Raw genomic sequence first — 25,584 nt, 5'->3', positions numbered from 1 at the left:
AGCAATTTGCTAGCGCGAATTGCGGTGGTGAAGACGAAACAGCTGAAAATTCGCACCATCACAAATCACATATCCGAATTTGCTGGGCTGTCCATCTGGACATTCTGGCTACAGAATTTCTTGACGACCATAGAGCATTGGAACCACCTGATCCCATCCCGAACTCAGTAGTGAAACGATGCATCGCCGATGGTAGTGTGGGGTTTCCCCATGTGAGAGTAGGTCATCGTCAAGATTCATTTCGCAAAACCCCTATCTGCGCGAGCAGGTAGGGGTTTTGTCTTTAAGTATAGAGACTCAAGTTTCGCTGGGACGTCTTTCAGACGGATCGGCACACAGAATTTCTTGACGACCATAGAGCATTGGAACCACCTGATCCCATCCCGAACTCAGCAGTGAAACGATGCATCGCCGATGGTAGTGTGGGGTTTCCCCATGTGAGAGTAGGTCATCGTCAAGATTCAATTCCAAAGGCCCTGTCCGCAATGCGGACAGGGCCTTTGTCTTTTACGGCTGTCTACAAGCCGCACCTTTCAGGCAACTTGATTGCCCCATGAAAAAGGCCCGCTCCTGGTGTCAGGAGCGGGCCTTTTCGCTTTCAGTCAAACCGTTCAGAACTGATAGCTGACCGTTGCACTCACATTGCGCTCTTCACCCATGTAGCAGTAGCTCAGGCTGGCACAGGAGGCGATATAGCTCTCGTTGGTCAGGTTGTTGGCATTCAGGCGCAGATCCACCCCCTTGAGCCCCACCTTGCCCAGGTCATAGCCGATCGAGGCATCGAACAGGGTGTAGGAGGGCACCTTCATGCTGTTTTCCGCATCGACCCAGCTGTACCCCACATAGCGCACGCCACCGCCCAGCCGTAGGCCATCCAGGGCGCCCTGGCGGAAGTTGTAATCGGCCCACAGTGAGAGCATCTGCTTAGGCGCCTGGGTAGGCGAGTTGCCTTTGTTGTCCACTGCAGCGGAAGCCAGGCTCGGCATCGACTTGGCATACTCGATATCGGTGAAGGTATAGCCACCCAGCAGTTTCAAGTTGTCGGTGACCTGGACGTGGGCTTCGAGCTCCAGGCCCTGTGAGCGCACCTCACCTACGGCCCGGTAGAAGTCTTCGTTCGGCTGCTTGGACGCCAGGTTCTCCTGCTCGATGCGGAACAGCGAGGCGGTGAACAGGTTGTCCGTGCCCGGCGGCTGATACTTGATACCGGCTTCCCACTGAGTGCCCTCGGTCGGCGCCAGCGGGCGGCCGTCCTGGTCAGAGACTGTATTCGGGTTGAACGACTCGGAGTAGCTCACATACGGCGCAATACCGTTGTCGAACAGGTAGAGCACACCTGCGCGGGTGGTGAAGCTTGAGCGGTCATCGCTGACGCGAGAGTTGCTGTCTCGGTTCTCCTCGGACACTTTGACCCAGTCTTGGCGTAACCCTAGGGAAAAGCGCCATTGGTCCAGTTCGACCAGGTCCTGCAGGTACACGCCGGTTTGCTGCAGGCGACGCAGGTAGTTGTTTTCGCCGAGTACCTGCAGGTTACCGTTGCCGTACTGTGGATGTGCAGCATCGAGGCTGTCGACCGAGCCGTAGCGCCAGGTCACGTCCGCCTTGCGCCGCTGATAGTCGGTCCCCAGCAGCAGCGTGTGCTTGGCAGCGCCGGTGAAGAATTCGGCCTGCAGCATGTTATCGATGATGAACGAGTGCAGGCGCTCGTCGCCGCCGGTGTACGCGCGGTTCATGATGTTGCTGTCTGCCTCAGCCCAGCCAGCGAAGTAGACCTGGTCCATCGACACGTCAGAGTCTTGATAACGGAAGTTCTGTCGCGCGGTGAAAACGTTGTTGAAGCGGTGCTCGAGCTGATAACTGAATGATTGCTGGGTGCGCTCGTAGTTGTCACTCAGCTCACCTTCGAAGAAGTGATCCGAAAGACGCTGGCCGTTACGCGGGTGCAAGGCACCATCAGCGGGTAGCGCGCCGTGGTAACCACCGTTGGGATCTTTCTGCAGGTGTGCTTGCAAGGTCAGCGAGGTGTCTTCGCTGAAGTCGATGCTGATAGACGGAGCGATGGCGTAGCGTTCTTCCTTGTTGTGGTCGAACTGGGTGTCGGATGAGTCCGCCAGGCCGGTCAGGCGATAGGCAATGCGTTTGTCATCATCCAATGGCCCGCTGAAGTCGAAACCCATCCCGCGTTGGCCTTGGGTACCGACCGTGGCCTGGATCTGATGGAAGGGCTCGAACATCGGCTTTTTCGTGGTCAGCGCTACCAGGCCGCCCGGCGAGCTGCGTCCATAGAGCACCGAAGAGGGCCCTTTGAGGATGTCGATGCGCTCAAGGAAATACGGGTCCACCTGCATGGTGCTGTAGGTGCCGTTGTCGCCCATCGACTTCAGGCCATCGACGTAGATGTTGTCCACCGAGCCGTCATTGAAGCCGCGCATGGCCACGTAGTCATAGCGGTGCGTGGCGCCATAGGGGTTGGTCAGTACGCCGGGTGTGTAGCGCATGGCTTGAGCCACTGTCTGCGAGCCTTGGTCATCCATCTGCTGGCGAGTGACCACCGATACCGATTGGGTGGTCTCGAGGATCGGCGTACTGGTCTTGGTCGCGATCTGGCTGTGGGTGGCGTTGTAGCCCTCCATGCTGCCCAAGGCGTTGCCGAGAGCGAAGCCGCGCACATCGGTGCTCGGCAACGATAGCGCGGCGTCTGCGGGCTGCGCCCTTAGTACGTAGCTGCTGCCGTCCTGGCTGACCGCTTCCAGGCCTGTACCGTTGAGCAACTGCAGCAGCGCCTGCTCCGTTGAGTAGTGCCCTCGCAGGCCTGGCGATTGTCGCTCACCGGTCAGCTGGGGTGTGCTCGAGAGCGTGATGCCAGCCTGACGTGCGAACTGGTTGAGTACATCGTTCAAGTTGCCGGCAGGGATGGTGAACTGCTGGGAGACGGCGCTGGGCTCGGCAGCTACAACCTGAGGCGCAACAGCGCTGATGCCTAGCGCAGTACCGAACAGGGCCGCGTGCACAGCCTTGCGCAGGGCAGTTGAATTCAAGACAGGTCGAAAATCATTCGCTTGTGGAAGGCGATTAGAGGGTAGGGCGCTGGGCATGATCGATCCGTGAGAGGTTAAGGGCAGAAGCGTCGCTTACTGTCCTTGCCGGACTCACCGCCTGTTCCCGCCAAAAAATGCTGAAAAATGTAGCTCAGGCCAGCCGCTCCAGGCGCACCCACCAGCGGGTGCGCTCACGCAATCTGACAGGCAAGGTTTGCGGCAACAACGCCAGCAGCTGGTCGGTATCGGCCAGGCGGAACACCCCGGACAGGCGCAAGTCAGCGACATCGTCATTGCAGCCCAGATAACCATGGCGATAGCGGCCGAGCTCTGCCAGAAAGTCCGCCAGGCGCATGTCGCGGGTGACGATAAGCCCCTCGGCCCAGGCAGCGCCGTCCATGTCCGTGTGCTCCAACAAGCGGGCGCCCTGGCTATCTACACGCCACTGCTGCCCGCTGCTGATCCACTGCAGTGGGCCGTGGTCCGGCCGGTGGATGGCGACCTTGCCTTGGCTGACGCTGATACGTGTGCAGTCGCTGTCCTGACGCACCGTGAAGCGGCCGTCAAAGCCTTCAAGCAACGCCTGCTCGGTTTGTACCAGTAACGGCCTGCCTTGCGCCTGGGCGGTACTGCAGGTGAGCATCAGCTCGCCGTGTTTGAGGCGAACCCGCCGCTGGTGGTCGTCAAACACCAGGTCCGCCGCACTGCGCGTATTGAGTTGGAGCAGTGAGCCGTCCGGCAACGGGAAGCTGCGCCGCTCGCCGGTGCCTGTGGCGAAGTCAGACGTGAACTCATCGAGCACCTGCAGATCCTTGCCCAGCCATGCGGCCGAACCCACCAGCGCAATGCTACCGAGCAGTTTCAGCGTTTGGCGCCGATGCAGGCGGCGTTCGCTGGTCTCCAGGGTCTGCAGAGCCACGCCAGCGCCGGGAATGGCGCGCAGGTTGAGGTCCTGGTGCAGATTGATCACCCGCTGCCACGCCAACTCATGCTCATGATGGGCGTTACGCCATTGTTCGCACTGTAATTGCAGTCCAGGACTGGGACCGCTCTCGCGCAGCCTGAGCATCCACTGGATCGCCTGTTTGACCACCTTGGGCGGCGGCTGGGCAACGCTCATCAGTATTCGTCTGCGTAGCGCAGCTGGTAGCAGTGGTAGAGCGCGTCGGCGATATAGCGTTCGACCGAGCGCAGGGAGATGCCCATCTGCTCGGCGATCGCCTTGTGCCCAAGGCCCTCGCATTGCGCCAGCAGGAAGGCGCGGCGAACCTTGGGCTTGAGGCCATCGAGCATGCGTGCGATGCGCTCGAGCAGCTCCAGCAGCAGCTCGCGCGTCTCTTGAGAAGGGGCGTGCGCCTCTGGCAGATGTGACAAGGCTTCAAGGTAAGCGCGAGCGAGTTCCTCCCGGCGCCAGTGATCGATGACCAGTCCCCGGGCAACCGTGCGCAGGAAGGCCCGGGGGGTATTGAGTTCGAGCTGCTCGCGGCGCTGCAGCAGGCGCACGAAGGTGTCGTGTGCCAGGTCAGCGGCATCGGCGGCATTGCCCAGCTTGCTGCGCAGCCAGGCGTGCAGCCAGCCGTGGTGTTCGCTGTAGAGCGTGTGCACGGGGTCTTGAGAGGGCATGGAATGCGCCGCGAACGTTAGGTCATGAATGATAATTAGTCTCATTGTTCGCGGGCTGGCGGAATTTTGCAACACCCGCGCGCAGCAGAGCAGGCGGCCAGACTGGCCGTGCCGGCACGGGGCAAAGAGACTGCAAGGGGTAGAGGGAGGCGAGGCCGTGCGCAGTTAGCTGCTGACCGGCCCCGTGTGCTGGGCGCGCTGACTGTCGAGATAGTTGCGAATGGCGCGGGCGCCGCTATTGAGGTGGTTTTCGAGAGCCGTGATCGCCTCGTCCACCAGCTTGTCGCTGGCCGCATCGACCAGGGCAGTGTGATCGTCCTGGGTCAGCTTGCCCAAGCCCATCGAAGACAAGTGAAAGCGCAGGAAGCGCTCTTCTTCGTTGAGTTCGTTTTCGATCAGGCGGAGCAGTTTCTGGTTCTGCGCCTTGCAATACAAGCTCATGTGGAACAGCCGGTTGAGACGGCCGAGCTCGGCGTGGCGGGTTTCATTTTCCAACTGATGGATATAGTCGCGGGCGCGGGCAATGTCTTCGGCATCGAGCAGCGGAATCGACTGGCGCAGCGCCTCGGACTCAAGCAACACGCGCAGGGCATAGCTGTCGACGGCATCCTCACCGATCAACGGTGCGACCACCGCGCCCTTGTGCATCACCACCTGCAACAGGCCTTGCGCCTCAAGCTGGCGCAAGGCTTCGCGCACCGGCATGCGGCTGACCCCGAACAGGCTTGCCAGCTCCTGTTGGCGCAGGGCGCTGCCCGCTGGCAGGCGGCCGTCGATGATAGCGCTGCGCAGGCGTTCTTCGATGACACTGCGTGCCAGGTGCGCGGGCACCTTCTCGGTGCCGAGCACGGCTGTTAACAGTCTGATTTTCTCGGCCACTCGGCGTCTGCCTCAACTACTGGCTAAATTGGATCCAATGAAAGTAGGGTTCTGCCTGAAGGGTGTCAAACCAAGGCGATGAACCGTCGTGAGGGCCTGCCTGGCAATAAAGCTATGTTGAATGAAGTACGTGGCGAGGGGAAGCGCAACAAGCGCTTGGTCCGCTGTAATGCATGTGTACAACGGATGGCACAGTGATTGTAAGGTGCCATTGTTTTTTCCCGCGACAGGCCGCACCATCGCGCCTTTCGATTGCTCTGAACAGGTGTTCGCAGTGGCGATACCTTGGATGCTCGGAGTCGCCCTGCGGCGGCTCGGTTGCGCTGCCTTGCTGGGCTGCCTATTGCTTGGCGGCCTGCGCGCGGATTGGGATTTTTCCCAGATCAGCCAGCGCGCGCAGACGCTGTACGGGCCGCTGGGCCCGGGGCGGGCACGCATCGATGCCTGGCAGAACCTGCTGGCCACGCAGCAGGGCAGTGAGCTGGAGCGTCTGCAGGTGGTCAATCGGTTTTTCAACCAGCAACTGCGCTACGTCGAAGATATCGACCTGTGGCACGAGGTGGACTACTGGGCCACGCCCATCCAGTCATTGATCAAGGGCGCTGGTGATTGCGAAGACTATGCCATTGCCAAGTACTTCAGTCTGCGCCGCATGGGTATTGCCAGTGACAAACTGCGAATTACCTATGTAAAGGCCCTGCGCCAGAACCGCGCGCACATGGTGCTGACTTATTATGCAAACCCACAGGCGCAACCGCTGGTGCTCGACAGCCTGATGGACGCCATCAAGCCGGCCAGCCAGCGTAGCGATCTGTTGCCGGTGTATTCCTTCAATGGTGAGGGGCTGTGGCTGACGGGAGCCGCAGGCAACAAGAAGGTTGGCGACACCAAGCGGCTGTCGCGCTGGCAGGACTTGCTGAAAAAAATGCAGGCCGAAGGGTTCCCGGCCGAGCCGGTTTACTGAAGGAGCACAGATGTCACTGTTCAAACAATTGCTACTTGCCATTTGCCTGTTCCTGGTCGTTGCCTTCAGCGGCAGCTTCATGGTCAGCCTGGAAAGCTCGCGCAGCCAGTACGTCAACCAGCTGCGTTCGCACGCCCAGGATGCTGCGACCGCCCTGGCGCTGTCGCTGACGCCGAACATCGATGACCCGGCGATGGTCGAGCTGATGGTCAGCTCGATCTTCGACAGTGGCTATTACTCGAGCATCAAGGTGATCGATCTCGGCTCCAACGCCGTGTTGGTCGAGCGTCACGCCGAGCCCGACCGTGGCGGCGTGCCAGAATGGTTCATCCGCATGATCGGCCTGGAAGCCGCAGGCGGCGACGCGATCGTCAGCCGTGGCTGGCAGCAGGCGGCGCGTGTCGAAGTGATCAGTCACCCGATGTTCGCCTTGGCCAAGCTCTGGCAGAGTGCCCTGGGCAGCCTGGGCTGGCTGTTATTGTGCGGCGCGGCGAGCGCCGTGCTGGGCGCATTGCTGCTACGCCGGCAGTTGCGTCCCTTGGACTACATGGTGGCGCAGTCGCACGCCATCGCCCGGCGTGAGTTCCTCAGCCTGCCCGAACTCCCGCGCACGCCCGAATTGCGCCGAGTAGTACAGGCCATGAACCAGATGGTCGAGAAGCTCAAGGCGCTGTTCACCGAACAGGCCGAGCGCAGCGAACGGCTGCGGGCCGAGTCCTATCAGGACAACCTCACCGGGTTGGCCAACCGGCGCTATTTCGAGATGCAGATGGCCGCCCGGGTCAGCAACCTGGAGGAAGCGCGTGCGGGTTACTTGCTGTTGTTGCGGGTCATGGACCTGGCCGGGCTCAACGCCCGCATGGGTGGTCAGCGCACTGATCAACTGCTGCAGGCGGTGGGTGAGCAGTTGCGCCGTACCTGCGCGAGTTTTCCGCAGACCAATGACCTGATCACCCGTAGTCGCGGTGGCGAGTTTGCCGTGCTGGCGCCGGGCATGGTTCACGAGGAAGCCGTGCAATTGGCCCAGGCCCTGGAAGCCACCTTGCGCAGCCTGCATGAGACGGGTGCCAGTGATGTCGACCCGGTTGCCTGCATCGGCCTGGCGCCGTACATCCCGGGTGATGCTCCGCAAGCCTTGTTGAAGCTGGCCGATGAGGCACTGGCGCGTGCCGAAAGCCAGCCTGAGCCGGGCTGGGTGTGCCTGGAGCAGGGCGTCGCGGCGCAGGCTGCCGATAGCCATCATGCCTGGCATGCGCGCCTCGACCAGGCTCTGAGCAATGGCCAGTTCGAACTGTTCTTCCAGCCGGTGGTGGACAGCCAGGCAGCTGGGCAGATCCTCCACTACAAGGTTATTTCGCGGCTGTATGACGAGCAGGGTGAGGCATTGGCTGCTGGGCGCTTCTTGCCCTGGCTCGAGCGTTTTGGCTGGATGCAGCGGCTGGATCTGCTGGTGCTGGAGAAAGTCCTCAAGCACCTGCAGGGGCATGGCGAGTCGCTGGCGCTCAACCTTTCTGCGGCGACCCTGGCTGATCCGAAAGCGTTGCAGCGGGTGTTCGACCTGCTTGCCCAGCACCGTGCGCTTGGCCCGCGGCTGACCTTCGAGATCGGCGAGGAGCAGTTGCCTGAGCAGGCCGTTCTGGAACAGCTGACGCGGCGCCTGCATGCCTTGGACTTCGGCTTGGGCCTGCAGCGCTTTGGCGGGCGCTTCAGCATGATTGGCAACTTGGCGCACCTGGGGCTGGCGTACCTCAAGATCGACGGCAGCTACATCCGCAGTATCGACCTGGAGCAGCACAAGCGGCTGTTCATTGAAGCGGTGCAGCGTGCCGCGCACAGTATCGATCTGCCGCTGATTGCCGAGCGGGTCGAGACTGAAGGAGAGCTACGGGTACTGCGCGAGATGGGCGTACAGGGGATTCAGGGGCAGTTGGTGGGCGAACCGTCGCCTTGGCGGTAATTCCCACGCTGTTTATTCGGTTTTGCCCCCCAGGGCTGCCTCGCAGCCCTTTCCGAGCGGTCCGGCGCCATCAGATCAGCCCACCCCCCTCATCCTCTTCGATCAAGTTGTTCAAGCTCCCCAACGCCTTGCGCGCCGTAGACCGGTTAAGCAGCTTGGTCTGCGCACCCACCGGCAGGTCGGTAATACTGATCACGCCCTTGGTGGTCAGCACCTCGATCAAATCCTCAAGCACCCGGATCATGTCCAGGTCGCTCTGCTTGAGCTGCTTGAGGCTATTTTCAACCTGATCGTCGGCAAACCATTCCTGGATCTCAGCATGGTCGGCTGGAAGCATTTCTGTGTAATGTTCATAGGGCGCGGCTTCTACCCGCAGCAACTGGCCCTGAATGTCGCGTTGCACGTAGAACATGGCGTCCTCGCTCGTCACATCGGTGCTTTTTAGATAGACAGCAGCATAGGCAAAGTTCAGCGGACATGCCGGTTGGCAGCGTCAGCCAGCACCTGCCTGGTGCTGGCCACACAGGATCAGCGTTCGCGCAATGCCTCGGAGCGAGCCTTGACGATTGGCTTGAGCAGATAACTCATGATGGTTTTCTTGCCGGTCATGATATCCACCGTCGCCACCATTCCCGGAATGATCAACAGCGGCTTCTCATCCGTACCCAGATGGCTGCGGTCAGTGCGCAGGCGGATCAGGTAATAGGTGGTCTTCTTGTCTTCGTCGGTGATGGTGTCGGCACCGATCTGTTCAAGCTTGGCCTTCAGCCCGCCATAAATGGTGTAGTCGTACGCGGTGAACTTGACCGTCGCTTCCTGCCCCGGATGCAGGAAGGCGATGTCCTTGGGCAGGATCTTTGCCTCGACCACCAAGGAGTCGTCCAGCGGGACAATCTCGATGATGTCGCTGCCCGGCTGGATCACGCCACCGATGGTGTTGACCAGCAGCTGCTTGACGATGCCGCGCACCGGTGACGTCACCATGGTCCGGTTGACGCGGTCGTCCAGCGCCTTGCTGGTAGCGGTGGCTTTGCTCAGCTCGGTGCGCGCTTCGTTGAGTTGGGTCAGGGCTTCGCTGCGGAATTTGCCACGTGTCTCTTCGATCTTGCTCTGGACTTCCTTGATCGCTGCCTCGGCACGCGGGATAGCCAGGGTAGTGGCGTCCATCTGGCCACGGTTTTCCACTTCGGAGCGACGCAGGCGCAAGACCTCCACTTGAGAAATAGCCCCCTGCGCTACCAGTGGCTCCGACATGGCGATTTCCTGACGCAACAACTGCAAGCCGCTGGCGTATTGAGCGCGCTTGGAGGTGTACTCGCGCAGCTCTTGCTGGCGCTGGACCAGCTGCTGTTGAAGGCCGCCAATCTCGTCATGCAGTTGCTGGCGCCGGCTCTGGTACAGCGATTCTTCGTTGCTCGCCTGGTAGGGCGCGGCCTTGCGCAGCACATCGTCAATCTGCAGTGGGCGATCTTCTACTTCGGCGGTCAGGCGTTCGACGCGCATGGCCATCGCCAGGCGGTCAGCTTCGGTCTCGCCGACGTTGGAAGCAAAGCGTGTTTCGTCCAGTCGCAGCAACGGCTGGCCAATCTCGACGATCTGCCCTTCCTTGGCGAAGATCTCGGCAACGATGCCGCCCTCGAGGTTCTGGATTTTCTGCACTTTGGAGGACGGAATCGCCTTGCCTTCGCCGCGGGTAACCTCGTCGATGGGAGCGAAGCTGGCCCAGATGATCAGGAACAGAAAGAACGCGATCACACCCCAGATGGTCAGGCGTATGACCCGCGGGGCATCTTCGACCAGCGACTTGCGGACTTCCGGCAACGGCTCGCCGGAAAACGACTCGGAGCCTTTGAAGTAGCGTCGCAAGTTATCTTTGAAACTGCTCATATCCAGCTTAAGCGACACTGATCTGCCCCTTCTTCAATGCATCCATGACCGACGCTTTCGGGCCATCGGCGACCACTTGGCCACGATCGATGACGATCAGCCGGTCGACCAGTGTCAGCAACGAGGCACGGTGGGTAACCAGCAGCACGGTCTTGTGCTCGATCACCGCCTGCAGGCGCTGCTTGAGGCGTTCTTCGCCAGTGTTATCCATTGACGCGGTCGGCTCGTCGAGCAGCAGGATCTGCGGGTTGAGCAATAATGCGCGGCCGAGGGCGACGTTCTGCCGCTGTCCACCCGAGAGGTTCTGGCCACGCTCGCCAACCTGCAGCTCATAGCCGTCCGGATGCAGACGGGCAAATTCATGCACCCCTGCCAGTTCGGCGGCCTGCAGGATCAGCTCGTCCTCGATGTAGCGTGCACCGCTGACCAGGTTGTCGCGCAGGGTGCCGGCCAGCAGTTGGATGTCTTGGGGCACATAGCCGATGTTGTGGCGCAGCTCGCTGACGTCGATCTGGCGGATGTCCACGCCGTCGACCAGCAGCGAGCCGTTGTCCGACTCGTAAAGGCCGACGATCAGCTTGGCCAGCGAGCTCTTGCCCGAGCCGCTACGGCCAATGATGCCGACCTTTTCACCCGGACGAATGGTCAGGTTGATGCCCTTGAGCGCCGGGTTTTGCTGGTTCGGGTAGGTGAAGTCGACGCCCCGGAACTCGATTGCGCCTTGCAGTACCTGACGGCTCAGTGGGCGCTCTTCGAAGTTGCGCTCCTGCGGCAGGTCCATCATCTGGTCGGTGGCGACCATGGTTACTTTGGCTTGCTGGTAGCGGGCCAGCAGACCGTTGAGCTGGCCCAGAGGACCAAGGGCGCGGCCGCTGAGCATGTAGCAGGCGACCAGGCCGCCCATGCTGAGGTTGCCATCGATGATCAGGTAGACGCCGGCACAGATCATCGCCACGCCCGCCAACTGCTGGATCAGCATGGTGATGTTCATCGCCAGGCCCGACAGCACCTTGACTCGCAATTCGAGGCGGCTAAGGGTACCGAGGGTCTGTTCCCACATGTACTGGCGTTCGCTTTCAGCGTTGTTGACCTTGATCGCGTCGAGCCCGCCAAGGGTCTCGATCAGGCTGGACTGGCGCTCGGAGGCCAGGGCCATGGTCCGTTCCATGGTCGACATCAAAGGCTTTTGCAGGGCATAGCCGATGCCCAAAGCCAGTGGGAAGGCCAGGACCGGAATCCACACCAGATGCCCACCCAGAATGGCGATGACGATCAAGATCAGAATGGTGAACGGCAGATCGATCAGGCTGGTCAGGGTCAGCGACGCAAGAAAGTCGCGCAGGCCTTGGAACTCGTGAATATTCTGCGCAAAGCTACCCACCCGTGCCGGGCGGTACTTCATCGACATGCCGACGATACGTTCGAACAGCGTCGCCGACACGATCAGGTCGGTTTTCTTGCCGGCCAGATCCAGGCACAAACTGCGCAAGCCCTTGAGGATCAGATCGAAGACATAGGCCCCGGCGATACCGACCGCCAACACCCACAACGTTGAGGTGGCCTGGTTGGGTACCACCCGGTCATACACGTTCATCACGAACAACGGTGCAGCGAGGGCGATCAGGTTGATCACCAGGCTGGCGGCGATTGCGTCGATGTACAGCCATTTGCTGCGCAGCAGGGTGTCGCGGAACCAGGATTTGGTCCGAGGGATCAGGTTGCCGTGGTTGACGTCGTACTTGTGCTGGGGTTGGGCGAAGAACACCTTGCCGCTGTAATCCTCGAGCAGCGCTTCGCGGCTGACGAGCACTTCGCCGCCATCGCTCTCGCTGAGTAGCAGGCGCGCGTTATCGTTTTCCCAACCCAGCAGAACGGCACTGCGGCCCTCTTTGAGCAGCAACATGGCCGGCATGGCGATATTCGGGATCTGCTCCAGCTTGCGCTGCAGCAGGCGCCCCTGCAGCCCGGCCCGCGCTGCCGCGCGAGGCAGCAGCTCAGGGTCCAGGCGCTGGGCAGGCAAGGGCAGGCCGGTGGTCAGCATGGCCCGGCTGGCGGGCTTCTGATGCAGGACACACAGGGTCAGCAGGCTATCCAGTAATGGATCGTCATGCTGGCTGCGCGGATCGTGACTGAGTTGAACTCGACTAACTTCGGATTCCACGCGGCGCTCTCTCTAATCCTTGCGGGTGTTCAGGAGATGTGCGCCTCAGTTCATGCCTGGCAGGCTCACATTGGGTTTAAGGTCATTCTGCACGACGGTGGCCATTGGCGCGACAACGCCCTGGCTCTTGAGCAACTGGCCCATGGTCGCCTTGATTCGATACTGGGTGAACACTTGCTGGTTCTTCACTTCCACCAAGCGACGCTGAGCGGTGAAGGTTTCATTTTCGCTGTCGAGCAAGTCGAGCAGGGTTCGCTCGCCCAAGCTGAATTGCTGCTGGTAGGCGCTGCGTACTCTAATGCTGTGATCGACGTATTGCTGGGCGATCGGCACCTGAGCGTTGGCATTATCCATGGCATTCCAGGCCAGGCCCAGCTCTTCATTCAACTGACGCAGGGCGTTATTGCGGATATCCAGCGCCTGGTTGGCCAGGTACGACTTGGATTCGAGGTCCGCCTTGTTGCTGCCGCCATTGTACAGGTTGAAGTTCATTCTCAGCATGGCCTGCCACTCGTTGTTGTGGCCTTGGACGCCGTCGATATTGTTATCTGCCGTACGTCCGAGTTCTGCATCAAAGCGAGGGTAAAAGGTAGACTTCGCCGTTTCGTATTGCTTCTCGGCGGCGGCGATGTCGGCTTCGGCCGAGCGCAGCACCGGGCTGTTTTCAACCAGTTGGTGGCGTGCTTCATCAATGTTGGCTGGCAACAGGTCGATGAACGGCGCCGGGGCGCTCAGCTCATCGGGCATCTGCCCGACCACGCTCAGGTAGTTGGTGTTGGCATCGGCCAGATTGGTCTTCTCGGTGATCAGGTTGTTGCGGGCTTGGGCCTGGCGCGCTTCAGCCTGATCAAGGTCGGCATAGCGCCCCACGCCGCGGCTGGTGCGCAGCTTGATCTGGTCGAGTACGCGGTCGTGGTTACGCAGGTTGTCTTCGGCCAGGCGCACCATCTCGCGGCGGGTGAGTACATCCAGGTAGACCTGAGCAACATCCAGCCCGGTGCGCTCGGACGTGCCGAGCAAGCTCCAGGCGCGGGAGTTCACGGTTGCTTGCTGGCGACCGACTTCATTGGAAGTGGCAAACCCGTCAAACACCATTTGCCGCAGGCGCAGGCTCGACTCGCCGCGGTTCAGGGATTCCCAGCGGTTGCCGGTACCCGGGCTGTCAGTACCTTCGCGGCCATAACCGGCAGTGATATCGACCTTGGGCAGATAACCGCCCTTGGCGGCACGCAGTTGATAATCGGCGGCCACGCGGGCGTTTACGCCAGCCTGGATTTCGGGATGTACCTCGAGCGCTTTCTGCATGGCTTCTGGCAGGGTTTGTGCCTGTACGAAGCTGATGGAGAGAGCAAACGGAAGAGCTGTGAATACAGATGCACGCATTGTTGGTTGTTCCCGAGAATTGCTTATTCCAAATCACGGCCGAAGCCGAGCCAGCCTGGTAATTGGCAGCCTGAATAACCGTAGGAAGACGCTCCCGTAGAAGTACTGCTACTAGTACGAAAGGAAGGGTGACGAGCGGTATAAATATCAATGTGACATTACGGTGCCGATTGTTTAGGATGGCGGCCATAAGGTCAATAGTTTGGCATAAAGTTAATAGCCAAAAGTAATAGACGTAAATTTGACGTCAAAAGTATCCAACATATTTCGCATAGCGGCATATACCAGCCGCCTAGGCATGAAGCCAAACAGAGCGGCTAAATCCGGAGAGTCCAATGAGCAGTGTTGTTGCCATCGTCAAAAGCATTGTTGGCCAAGTTATCGCGGTATCCCCAGAAGGCATCCGGCGTGTATTGATCGAAGGTGACCGCCTGTTGGCTGGCGAGCAGGTGCTGACCGGAGTCGGCGGCGCTGTGACGCTGGAACTGGCAGATGGCCGTACCCTCGATCTTGGCCGCGACACTCAATGGAGCGCAGACGCTCCGGATAGCAGCATCGACTTGAGCCAGGCCACCGCACAGGCAGCGCCCTCGGTCGAAGAGTTGCAACAAGCGATCGCCGCCGGCCTCGACCCGACGACTGAGCTCGAAGCCACCGCCGCAGGTCCGACTGCTGCTGGCGCGGGTGGCTCGGTAGGCGGGGGGCATTCGTTCGTACTGCTGGAAGAGACTGCAGGCGCTGTCGACCCTACAATTGGCTTCCCGACCGGCCCGATAGGGTTCGCCACCGAACAGACCACCCAGGAGGTGGGCGCGGTTGATACCAGCGTTAACACCCTGGTGGTCGACCCGACGACGCCCACGCCTCAAGCCGGTACTACAGTTGTTCTCAGCGCCACCCCTTCGATCACTGAAGCGGGTGGCGTAATCGTCTATACCGCCACAGTTGGTCAGGCGCCGCTGACCAACTTGAGCGTGACGCTGTCCAATGGTGCGGTGATTGTCATTGCCGCAGGGCAGACCAGCGGTACCGTCAACGTTGAAATCCCAGGCAACGACACTGTCTACGTAGACGGTGGAGAGGTTTCTGCGAGCATCACCGGTACCAGCGGCGGTGGGCTGCCTGTTACGGCAGATTCAACCCCGGCCGTGACCCAGATCGTCGATACCATCGACACTACCGCTGTCACCCTGACCGCCAACGCCAGTGTCGCTGAGGGCGGTGTGATCACTTACACCGCATCGCTGACCAACCCGGCGCAGACGCCGGTGACTGTGACCTTGTCCAATGGCCAGACCATCACCATCGAAGCTGGCAGGGTCAGTGGCAGCATTGATTTCCAGACTTCCGGTAACGACGTCTACAACAACGGCTCGACCGTCAGCACGACGATCACTGACGCAACCGGCGGCAACTTTGAGAATCTCGAAGCCAACCCGACCCCGGCCCAGACCGCGATCAACGATTCGCTCGACACCACCACGGCCACGCTGACCGCCAACCCTTCGGTCACCGAAGGCGGCGTCATCACCTACACCGTGACCCTGAGCAACCCTGCCCAGACCCCGGTGACCGTGACCCTGTCCAACGGTCAGACCATCACCGTTGAAGCGGGGAACACGCAAGGCAGCATCGACTTCCAGACGCCGGCGAACGACGTCTACAACAACGGTTCGACTGTCACTACCACGATCACTGACGCTACCGGCGGTAACTTCGAAAACCTCGAAGCCAACCCGACCCCGGCGCAGACCGCGATCAATGACTCGCTCGACACCACCACCGCCACGCTGACCGCGAATCCATCGGTCACCGAAGGCGGCGTGATCACCTACACCGTCACCCTGAGCAACCCTGCTCAGACCCCGGTAACCGTGACTCTGTCCAACGGCCAAACCATCACCGTTGAAGCGGGCAACACGCAAGGCAGCATCGATTTCCAGACGCCGGTGAACGACGTCTACAACAACGGCTCGACTGTCACTACGACGATCACTGACGCTACCGGCGGCAACTTTGAGAATCTCGAAGCCAACCCGACCCCGGCCCAGACCGCGATCAACGATTCGCTCGACACCACCACCGCCACGCTGACCGCCAATCCTTCGGTCACCGAAGGCGGCGTGATCACCTACACCGTCACTCTGAGCAACCCTGCCCAGACGCCGGTAACCGTGACCCTGTCCAACGGCCAGACCATCACCGTTGAAGCGGGCAACACGCAAGGCAGCATCGATTTCCAGACGCCGGTAAACGACGTCTACAACAACGGCTCGACTGTCACTACCACGATCACTGACGCGACCGGTGGCAACTTCGAGAACCTCGAAGCCAACCCGACCCCGGCGCAGACCGCGATCAATGATTCGCTCGACACCACCACGGCCACGCTGACCGCCAACCCTTCGGTCACCGAAGGCGGCGTGATCACCTACACCGTAACCCTGAGCAACCCTGCCCAGACGCCGGTGACCGTGACCCTGTCCAACGGCCAGACCATCACCGTTGAAGCAGGCAACACGCAAGGCAGCATCGATTTCCAGACGCCGGCGAACGACGTCTACAACAACGGTTCGACTGTCACTACCACGATCACTGACGCTACCGGCGGTAACTTCGAAAACCTCGAAGCCAACCCGACCCCGGCGCAGACCGCGATCAATGACTCGCTCGACACCACCACCGCCACGCTGACCGCGAATCCATCGGTCACCGAAGGCGGCGTGATCACCTACACCGTCACCCTGAGCAACCCTGCTCAGACCCCGGTAACCGTGACTCTGTCCAACGGCCAAACCATCACCGTTGAAGCAGGCAACACGCAAGGCAGCATCGATTTCCAGACGCCGGTGAACGACGTCTACAACAACGGCTCGACTGTCACTACGACGATCACTGACGCAACCGGCGGCAACTTCGAAAACCTCGAAGCCAACCCGACCCCGGCGCAGACCGCGATCAACGATTCGCTCGACACCACTACCGCAACGCTGACCGCGAATCCATCGGTCACCGAAGGCGGCGTGATTACCTACACCGTCACCCTGAGCAACCCTGCCCAGACGCCGGTAACCGTGACCCTGTCCAACGGCCAGACCATCACCGTTGAAGCGGGCAACACGCAAGGCAGCATCGACTTCCAGACGCCGGTAAACGACGTCTACAACAACGGCTCGACTGTCAGCACCACGATCACTGACGCAACCGGCGGCAACTTCGAAAACCTCGAAGCCAACCCGACCCCGGCCCAGACCGCGATCAACGATTCGCTCGACACCACCACGGCCACGCTGACCGCCAACCCTTCGGTCACCGAAGGCGGCGTGATCACCTACACCGTGACCCTGAGCAACCCTGCCCAGACTCCAGTGACCGTGACCCTGTCCAACGGCCAGACCATCACTGTTGAAGCGGGCAACACGCAAGGCAGCATCGATTTCCAGACGCCGGTAAACGACGTCTACAACAACGGCTCGACTGTCAGCACCACGATCACTGACGCAACCGGCGGCAACTTCGAAAACCTCGAAGCCAACCCTACCCCGGCCTCGACGGTGATCAACGACAGTATCGATGCCGTTACTGTCAGCATCGTCAGCAATGGCAATGTCACCGAAGACCAGCAGCCTTCGTTCACCGTAAAAGTGAGCCAGGTGCTGGATCGTCCGCTGACCGTTACCCTGTCGAATGGCGAAACCGTCACGATCGCGGCGGGCCAGACCGAAGTTGAATACAAGACGCCAGCCCAAGGCGATGACGTCATCAAGGACGCTGGTTCCTTGACCTTGAGCGTGACCGATGCCTCGGTTGAAGGGCAGACATTCGAACAACTGGTGCTGGGCTCAAGTGCAACGGTTGAGATCACTGACACTGTCAGTGAGGTCGTTGCAACCCTGACTGCCGACAAGTCCACCGTGGCCGAAGGCGGGCAAGTCACCTACACCGTGACCCTGACCAACGCCCAAGGTCTGTCTGTTACAGACCACGGTGCACTGACCTTCACCTTGAGCGACGGTACAAAAGTCACGGTCCCGGCCAACAGCGCTAGTGGCACAGCCATCGTCACCGCGAATGACGACGTATTCGTCGGCGGCCAGGCTGCGATCAGCAACAAGCTGGAAAGTGTCAGCGGTGCTGATACCTTCGAGCAGCTGACGCTGGACGGCACAACCGTCACCACGACTGTCACCGACGAGCCTGGTTCAGGCACTCCAGGTACCGACAACCAGGGTGATAACGTCAATGTCACCCTCGTCAGCAATGGCAATGTCACTGAAGACCAGCAGCCATCGTTCACTGTCAAAGTGAGCCAAGCGCTGGACCGTCCGTTGACCGTGACCCTGTCGAATGGCGAAACCGTCACCATCGCGGCGGGCCAGACCGAGGTTGAGTACAAGGCTCCAGCCCAAGGTGACGATGTCATCAAGGACGCAGGTTCGCTGACGCTTAGCATCACCGACGCCTCCGTTACGGGCGAGACCTTCGAGAATCTGACCTTTGGTGGCAGCGCTACCGTCGAGATCGCTGACACCATCAACGATGTGGTTGCGACCCTGACCGCCGACAAGTCCACCGTAGCCGAAGGCGGTCAAGTCACCTATACCGTGACCCTGACCAGCAAGGACGGCCTGGACGTTACTCAGCACACCGGCCTGACCTTCAACCTCGGTGGTGGTACCACCCTGGTGATCGAAGCGGGCAAGGCCAGTGGTACTGCGATCGTGACCGCGGCTGACGACGCCTATGTTGGCGGCCAGCCTTCGATCGACAAATCGATCGTCAGCGTCGCTGGCGGCGAAGTGTTCGAGAACCTGGTTACTGCGGGCACTACTTCTACCACCGTTACTGATGAGCCAGGCACCCCAGGTAATCCGGGTACTCCAGGCACCGCTAACGGCGGCGACAACATTCACGTCAGCATCGTCAGCAATGGCAACGTCACCGAAGACCAGCAGGCTTCGTTCACCATCAAGGTGAGCCAGGTTCTGGACCGTCCGTTGACTGTCACCCTGTCGAACAACGAAACCGTCACGATCGCTGCCGGCCAGACCGAGTACGTCTACAAGGTTGATCTGGGCAAGGACGACGTGTTCAATGACCCGACTTCCCTGACCCTGAGCGTCACCGACGCCACCGTCGAAGACAAGGCGTTCGAGAACCTGACCCTGGGCGGCAGCGCCACCGTCGACATCGCCGACAGCATCAATGATGTCGTGGCGACCTTGACCGCCGACAAGACCACCGTCGCCGAAGGCGGCTCGGTCACCTACACCGTCACCCTGACCAGCAAAGATGGCCTGGATGTCAACGCTCATGGCGGTCTGACCTTCAACCTGGGCGGTGGCACCACCTTGGTCATCAAGGCCGGTGAATCGACTGGCACTGTGACCGTTACGCCTGCGGATGATGTCTATCAGGGCGGTCAGCCGACCCTGGTCAAGTCGATCGAAGGCGTCACCGTTACGGGTGGCGATGTCTTCGAGAACCTGATCACCAAGGGTTCGGTCAGCACCACCGTGACTGACGAGCCAGGTTCGGGCACGCCAGGCGCCGACAACGGCGGCGACAACGTGCACGTCAGCATCGTCAGCAACGGCAACGTCACTGAAGACCAGCAGGCTTCGTTCACCATCAAGGTGAACCAGGTTCTGGACCGTCCGTTGACTGTCACCCTGTCGAACAACGAAACCGTCACGATTGCTGCCGGCCAGACCGAGTACGTCTACAAGGTTGATCTGGGCAAAGATGACGTATTCAAGGACCCGACTTCCCTGACTTTGAGCGTCACTGACGCCACAGTCGAAGGCAAGCAGTTCGAGAATCTGACCCTGGGTAGCGACGCCACCGTCGAGATCGCCGACAGCATCAATGATGTCGTGGCGACCTTGACCGCCGACAAGACCACCGTCGCCGAAGGCGGCTCGGTCACCTATACCGTGACCCTGACGAGCAAGGACGGCCTGGACGTTACCCAGCACGGCGGCCTGACCTTCAACCTCGGTGGTGGCACCACCTTGGTGATCGAAGCGGGCAAAGCCAGCGGTACTGTCATTGTGACTGCAGCCGACGATGTCTATGTTGGCGGCCAGCCTTCGATCGACAAGTCGATCGTCAGCGTCACTGGCAGCGAGGTGTTCGAGAACCTGATCTTTGTCGGTACCACTTCGACCGCCGTTACTGATGAGTCGGGCACGCCTGGCAACCCGGGCGGTAGCAACGAAGGCGACCTGGTCAAGGTCACTATCACCGCCGACCAGACTTCGGTCAACGAAGCCACAGAACCGACCTTCACCCTGCACCTGAACAAGGCGCTGGATAAGGATCTGAGCATCACCCTGAGCACTGGCGCTGTCGTGGTTATCGCTGCCGGTACTACTAGCGTTGGCTACGCCGCACCTGCACAGGGCGACGACGTCTTCAAGGATGCTGGCAAGACCACGGTCAGCATCGACAAGGCCGAGGTCATTGGCGAGCAGTTTGAGAACCTGCAGATCGGCAAGGGCGCCACTGTTGCGGTCACCGATACCGACAGCCTGGTGACTGCCCAGCTCTCTGTGGATAACACCGCAGTCAGCGAAGGCGGCAAGATCACTTACACCGTAACTCTGGTGAGTGCTGATCCGAAGTTGTCGGTTACCGACCACAAAGGCCTGACCTTCACCCTAACCGACGGCACTGTAGTGACCGTGAAGGCCGGTGAGTCCACCGGTTCGAAGACAGTTACCGCGCCAGACAACGTCTACGTCAACGATCCGGTGACCATCACGCAAGAGCTGGTCAAAGTCGAAGGCAAGGGTACCGAGCAGTTCGAGAAGCTCGAACTGGACACCACCAAAGTCCAGACCACCGTCAGCGATGAGCCGGGCACTCCTGGCAACGAAGGCGACCTGGTCAAGGTCACCATCACCGCTGACCAGACTTCGGTCAACGAAGCCACAGAGCCGACCTTCACCCTGCACCTGAACAAGGCGCTGGATAAGGATCTGAGCATCACCCTGAGCACTGGCGCTGTCGTGGTTATCGCTGCCGGTACTACCAGCGTTGGCTACGCCGCCGCTGCACAGGGCGATGACGTCTTCAAGGACGCCGGGAAGATCAGCGTCAGCATCGACAAGGCTGAAGTCATTGGCGAGCAGCTGGAGAACCTGCAGATCGGCAAGGGCGCCACTGTTGCGGTCACCGACACTGACAGCCTGGTCACGGCTCAGCTCTCGGTAGACAACACCGCAGTCAGCGAAGGCGGCAAGATCACCTACACCGTGACCCTGGTGAGCGCTGATCCAAAACTGTCGGTCACCGACCACAAAGGTCTTACCTTTACCCTGACTGACGGCACCGTTGTAACCGTCAAGGCTGGCGAGTCGACTGGCTCGAAGACCGTTACCGCGCCAGACAACGTCTACGTCAACGATCCAGTGACCATCACTCAGGAGCTGGTCAAGGTTGAAGGCAAGGGCACTGAACAGTTCGAGAAGCTCGAACTGGACACCACCAAGGTCGAGACCACCGTTACTGACGAGCCGGGCACTCCTGGCAACCCAGGCGGTAGCAACGAAGGCGATCTGGTCAAGGTCACCATCACCGCTGACCAGACTTCGGTCAACGAAGCCACAGAACCGACCTTTACCCTGCACCTGAACAAGGCGCTGGATAAGGATCTGAGCATCACCCTGAGCACTGGCGCTGTCGTGGTTATCGCTGCCGGTACTACCAGCGTTGGCTACGCCGCCGCTGCACAGGGCGATGACGTCTTCAAGGACGCCGGGAAGATCAGCGTCAGCATCGACAAGGCCGAGGTCATTGGCGAGCAGCTCGAGAACTTGCAGATCGGCAAGGGCGCCACTGTTGCGGTCACCGACACTGACAGCTTGGTTACTGCCCAGCTTTCTGTGGATAACACCGCAGTCAGCGAAGGCGGCAAGATCACTTACACCGTAACTCTGGTGAGTGCTGATCCGAAGTTGTCGGTTACCGACCACAAAGGCCTGACCTTCACCCTGACCGACGGCACTGTTGTAACCGTCAAGGCTGGCGAGTCGACGGGCTCGAAGACCGTTACCGCTCCGGACAACGTCTACGTCAACGATCCAGTGACCATCACTCAGGAACTGGTCAAGGTTGAAGGCAAGGGCACCGAACAGTTCGAGAAGCTCGAGCTGGACGGCACCAAAGTCCAAACCACCGTCAGCGATGAGCCGGGCACTCCTGGCAACGAAGGCGATCTGGTGAAGGTCACCATCACCGCTGACCAGACCTCGGTCAACGAAGCCACAGAGCCGACCTTTACCCTGCACCTGAACAAGGCGCTGGATAAGGATCTGAGCATCACCCTGAGCACTGGCGCTGTCGTGGTTATCGCTGCCGGTACTACCAGCGTTGGTTACGCCGCACCTGCACAGGGCGACGACGTCTTCAAGGATGCTGGCAAGACCACGGTCAGCATCGACAAGGCCGAGGTCATTGGCGAGCAGCTCGAGAACCTGCAGATCGGTAAGGGCGCTACTGTGGCGGTCACCGACACTGATAGCTTGGTTACTGCCCAGCTCTCTGTGGATAACACTGCGGTATCTGAAGGCGGCAAGATCACCTACACCGTGACCCTGGTGAGCGCTGATCCGAAGCTGTCGGTCACCGACCACAAGGGCCTGACCTTTACCCTGACTGACGGCACTGTTGTAACCGTCAAGGCTGGCGAGTCGACTGGCTCGAAGACCGTTACCGCTCCGGACAACGTCTACGTCAACGATCCAGTGACCATCACTCAGGAACTGGTCAAGGTTGAAGGCAAGGGCACTGAACAGTTCGAGAAGCTAGAGCTGGACACCACCAAGGTCGAGACCACCGTTTCTGATGAACCGGGTACTCCTGGCAACGAAGGCGACCTGGTCAAGGTCACTATCACCGCCGACCAGACCTCGGTCGACGAAGCGACTCAGCCGTCGTTCACCGTGACCTTGAACAAGGCGCTGGACAAGCCGCTGACCGTAACTCTGGATAACGGCACTGTGCTGCAGTTCGCCGCGGGTGAGATTACCAAGTCGTTCGAGGCGAAAGCCCAAGGCGATGACGTCTTCAAAGACGCTGGCAAAATCACCGTCGGCATCGACAAGGCTGAAGTGGCGGGCGAGCAGTTCGAAAACCTGCAGATCGGTAAACCAGCGTCGGTCACCGTCACCGATACCGACAGCCTGGTCACTGCCCAGCTCTCTGTGGATAACACTGCGGTATCTGAAGGCGGCAAGATCACCTACACCGTGACCCTGGTGAGCGCTGATCCGAAACTGTCGGTTACCGACCATAAAGGTCTGACCTTCACCCTTACCGACGGCACTGTAGTGACCGTGAAGGCTGGCGAATCGACCGGTTCGAAGACCGTAACCGCGCCGGACAACGTCTACGTCAACGATCCGGTGACCATCACGCAAGAGCTGGTCAAAGTCGAAGGCAAAGGTACCGAGCAGTTCGAGAAGCTCGAACTGGACACCACCAAGGTCGAGACCACCGTTACTGACGAGCCGGGCACTCCTGGCAACCCAGGCGGTAGCAACGAAGGCGATCTGGTCAAGGTCACCATCACCGCTGACCAGACTTCGGTCAACGAAGCCACAGAGCCGACCTTCACCCTGCACCTGAACAAGGCGCTGGATAAAGACCTGAGCATCACCCTGAGCACCGGTGCTGTCGTGGTTATCGCTGCCGGTACTACTAGCGTTGGCTACGCCGCCCCTGCACAGGGCGACGACGTCTTCAAAGATGCTGGCAAGACCACAGTGAGCATCGACAAGGCTGAAGTCATTGGCGAGCAGCTGGAGAACCTGCAGATCGGCAAACCGGCGTCGGTCACCGTCACCGATACCGACAGCTTGGTCACTGCCCAGCTCTCTGTGGATAACACTGCGGTATCTGAAGGCGGCAAGATCACCTACACCGTCACACTGGTGAGCGCTGATCCGAAGCTGTCGGTCACCGACCACAAAGGTCTGACCTTCACCCTGACCGACGGCACCGTCGTGACCGTGAAGGCTGGTGAGTCCACCGGCTCGAAGACCGTCACCGCACCGGACAACGTCTACGTCAACGATCCAGTGACCATCACTCAGGAACTGGTCAAAGTCGAAGGCAAGGGCACTGAACAGTTCGAGAAGCTCGAACTGGACGGCACCAAAGTCCAAACCACAGTCAGCGATGAGCCGGGCACTCCTGGCAATCCAGGCGGCAGCAACGAAGGCGATCTGGTCAAGGTCACCATCACCGCTGACCAGACCTCGGTCAACGAAGCCACAGAGCCGACCTTTACCCTGCACCTGAACAAGGCGCTGGATAAAGATCTGAGCATTACCCTGAGCACCGGCGCTGTCGTTGTCATCGCTGCCGGTACTACCAGCGTTGGCTACGCCGCACCTGCCCAAGGCGACGACGTCTTCAAGGACGCCGGGAAGATCAGCGTCAGCATCGACAAGGCCGAGGTCATTGGCGAGCAGCTGGAGAACCTGCAGATCGGTAAGGGCGCCACTGTGGCGGTCACCGACACTGACAGCCTGGTTACTGCCCAGCTCTCTGTGGATAACACCGCAGTCAGCGAAGGCGGCAAGATCACTTACACCGTCACCCTCGTGAGCGCTGATCCGAAACTGTCGGTTACCGACCATAAAGGTCTGACCTTCACCCTTACCGACGGCACTGTAGTGACCGTGAAGGCCGGTGAGTCCACCGGTTCGAAGACTGTTACCGCGCCAGACAACGTCTACGTCAACGATCCGGTGACCATCACGCAAGAGCTGGTCAAAGTCGAAGGCAAAGGTACCGAGCAGTTCGAGAAGCTCGAACTGGACGGCACCAAAGTCCAAACCACAGTCAGCGATGAGCCGGGCACTCCTGGCAATCCAGGCGGCAGCAACGAAGGCGATCTGGTCAAGGTCACCATCACCGCTGACCAGACCTCGGTCAACGAAGCCACAGAGCCGACCTTTACCCTGCACTTGAACAAGGCGCTGGATAAAGATCTGAGCATTACCCTGAGCACCGGCGCTGTCGTTGTCATCGCTGCCGGTACTACCAGCGTTGGCTACGCCGCACCTGCCCAAGGCGACGACGTCTTCAAGGACGCCGGGAAGATCAGCGTCAGCATCGACAAGGCCGAGGTCATTGGCGAGCAGCTGGAGAACCTGCAGATCGATAAGGGCGCCACTGTGGCGGTCACCGACACTGACAGCCTGGTTACTGCCCAGCTCTCTGTGGATAACACCGCAGTCAGCGAAGGCGGCAAGATCACCTACACCGTCACCCTGGTGAGCGCTGATCCGAAGCTGTCGGTCACCGACCACAAAGGCCTGACCTTCACTCTGACTGACGGCACCGTTGTGACCGTGAAGGCCGGTGAGTCGACCGGTTCGAAGACCGTTACCGCGCCAGACAACGTCTACGTCAACGATCCAGTGACCATCACTCAGGAACTGGTCAAGGTCGAAGGCAAAGGGACTGAACAGTTCGAGAAGCTCGAGCTGGACACCACCAAGGTCCAAACCACCGTTACGGACGAGCCGGGTACTCCTGGCAACCCAGGCGGCAGCAACGAAGGCGACCTGGTCAAGGTCACCATCACCGCTGACCAGACCTCGGTCAACGAAGCCACAGAACCGACCTTCACCCTGCACCTGAACAAGGCGCTGGATAAGGATCTGAGCATCACACT

Annotated in this window: 11 protein-coding genes and 2 rRNA genes (1 of these 13 cut by a window edge); 5 read left to right on the top strand and 8 right to left on the bottom strand. The window is 60.2% G+C overall.

Annotated elements, in window-relative coordinates; all coding sequences use genetic code 11:
* Window positions 1-119 precede the first annotated feature (119 nt).
* Together rrf (J3B00_RS01620) and rrf (J3B00_RS01615) are read left to right on the top strand one after the other, a co-directional pair.
* Window positions 120-235: ribosomal RNA gene (gene rrf, locus J3B00_RS01620) — 5S ribosomal RNA — on the top strand.
* Between the two features lie 109 nt (window positions 236-344).
* Window positions 345-460 (top strand): 5S ribosomal RNA (rrf, locus tag J3B00_RS01615).
* Window positions 461-611: 151 nt separating this feature from the next.
* On the opposite strand, the gene J3B00_RS01610 is transcribed toward rrf (J3B00_RS01615), so the two are convergent.
* The 4 genes from J3B00_RS01610 to J3B00_RS01595 all read right to left on the bottom strand — a co-directional run bounded on the left by J3B00_RS01610 (window position 612) and on the right by J3B00_RS01595 (window position 5,540).
* A complete protein-coding gene (locus tag J3B00_RS01610; RefSeq protein WP_245362652.1) occupies window positions 612-3,023 on the bottom strand; it encodes a TonB-dependent siderophore receptor in 2,412 nt (803 codons plus the stop codon).
* A 166-nt stretch (window positions 3,024-3,189) separates the two neighbouring features.
* Window positions 3,190-4,158 (bottom strand): FecR family protein, encoded by a 969-nt coding sequence (locus tag J3B00_RS01605; protein ID WP_209862644.1) that lies wholly within the window; start codon window positions 4,156-4,158, stop codon window positions 3,190-3,192.
* Window positions 4,158-4,661: a sigma-70 family RNA polymerase sigma factor gene (locus J3B00_RS01600; RefSeq protein WP_209862642.1), complete on the bottom strand. Its 504-nt coding sequence runs from the start codon at window positions 4,659-4,661 to the stop codon at window positions 4,158-4,160. The genes J3B00_RS01605 and J3B00_RS01600 overlap by 1 nt, the downstream gene beginning before the upstream one ends.
* Before the next feature lie 165 nt (window positions 4,662-4,826).
* Window positions 4,827-5,540: a GntR family transcriptional regulator gene (locus tag J3B00_RS01595; RefSeq protein ID WP_209862639.1), complete on the bottom strand. Its 714-nt coding sequence runs from the start codon at window positions 5,538-5,540 to the stop codon at window positions 4,827-4,829.
* A 205-nt stretch (window positions 5,541-5,745) separates the two neighbouring features.
* On the opposite strand from J3B00_RS01595, the gene lapG reads away from it, so the two are divergent.
* Entirely contained in the window at window positions 5,746-6,504 is a 759-nt protein-coding gene (gene lapG, locus J3B00_RS01590) for a cysteine protease LapG (protein ID WP_209862635.1), read from the top strand.
* 10 nt (window positions 6,505-6,514) lie between these two features.
* Window positions 6,515-8,461 (top strand): cyclic di-GMP receptor LapD, encoded by a 1,947-nt coding sequence (gene lapD, locus J3B00_RS01585; protein ID WP_209862632.1) that lies wholly within the window; start codon window positions 6,515-6,517, stop codon window positions 8,459-8,461.
* 70 nt (window positions 8,462-8,531) lie between these two features.
* Here the strand turns inward: lapD and J3B00_RS01580 are convergent, their stop codons facing one another.
* From J3B00_RS01580 to J3B00_RS01565, 4 genes are all read right to left on the bottom strand, one after another.
* On the bottom strand, window positions 8,532-8,873 hold the full coding sequence (locus tag J3B00_RS01580; RefSeq protein WP_209862629.1) for a tryptophan synthase subunit beta: 342 nt from the start codon (window positions 8,871-8,873) through the stop codon (window positions 8,532-8,534).
* A gap of 116 nt (window positions 8,874-8,989) precedes the next feature.
* Entirely contained in the window at window positions 8,990-10,348 is a 1,359-nt protein-coding gene (locus J3B00_RS01575) for an HlyD family type I secretion periplasmic adaptor subunit (protein WP_209862626.1), read from the bottom strand.
* 7 nt (window positions 10,349-10,355) lie between these two features.
* Complete coding sequence (locus J3B00_RS01570) at window positions 10,356-12,509, bottom strand: type I secretion system permease/ATPase (protein WP_209862624.1); 2,154 nt, start codon at window positions 12,507-12,509, stop codon at window positions 10,356-10,358.
* Between the two features lie 45 nt (window positions 12,510-12,554).
* Complete coding sequence (locus J3B00_RS01565; protein ID WP_209862621.1) at window positions 12,555-13,892, bottom strand: TolC family outer membrane protein; 1,338 nt, start codon at window positions 13,890-13,892, stop codon at window positions 12,555-12,557.
* Window positions 13,893-14,227: 335 nt separating this feature from the next.
* Between J3B00_RS01565 and J3B00_RS01560 the strand changes: the two genes are divergently transcribed.
* Window positions 14,228-25,584, top strand: the start of a protein-coding gene (locus tag J3B00_RS01560; RefSeq protein WP_209875178.1) for an immunoglobulin-like domain-containing protein. It continues 15,667 nt past the right edge of the window; the window shows 11,357 of its 27,024 coding nt (coding positions 1-11,357); its start codon is at window positions 14,228-14,230; its stop codon lies off the right edge, out of view.

The organism is Pseudomonas sp. BP8, assembly GCF_017875955.1.
Taxonomy (GTDB): Bacteria; Pseudomonadota; Gammaproteobacteria; order Pseudomonadales; family Pseudomonadaceae; genus Aquipseudomonas.
The sequence above is the reverse complement of the archived record's forward strand: the minus strand, read 5'-3'. Positions and strand labels throughout refer to the sequence as shown.

Bases quoted from the DNA above. Each gene is read 5' to 3' on its own strand.
- J3B00_RS01605 (WP_209862644.1), bottom strand. From the start codon at position 4,158: ATGAGCGTTGCCCAGCCGCCGCCCAAGGTGGTCAAACAGGCGATCCAG.
- J3B00_RS01600 (WP_209862642.1), bottom strand. From the start codon at position 4,661: ATGCCCTCTCAAGACCCCGTGCACACGCTCTACAGCGAACACCACGGC.
- lapD (WP_209862632.1), top strand. From the start codon at position 6,515: ATGTCACTGTTCAAACAATTGCTACTTGCCATTTGCCTGTTCCTGGTC.
- J3B00_RS01580 (WP_209862629.1), bottom strand. From the start codon at position 8,873: ATGTTCTACGTGCAACGCGACATTCAGGGCCAGTTGCTGCGGGTAGAA.
- J3B00_RS01575 (WP_209862626.1), bottom strand. From the start codon at position 10,348: ATGAGCAGTTTCAAAGATAACTTGCGACGCTACTTCAAAGGCTCCGAG.
- J3B00_RS01565 (WP_209862621.1), bottom strand. From the start codon at position 13,892: ATGCGTGCATCTGTATTCACAGCTCTTCCGTTTGCTCTCTCCATCAGC.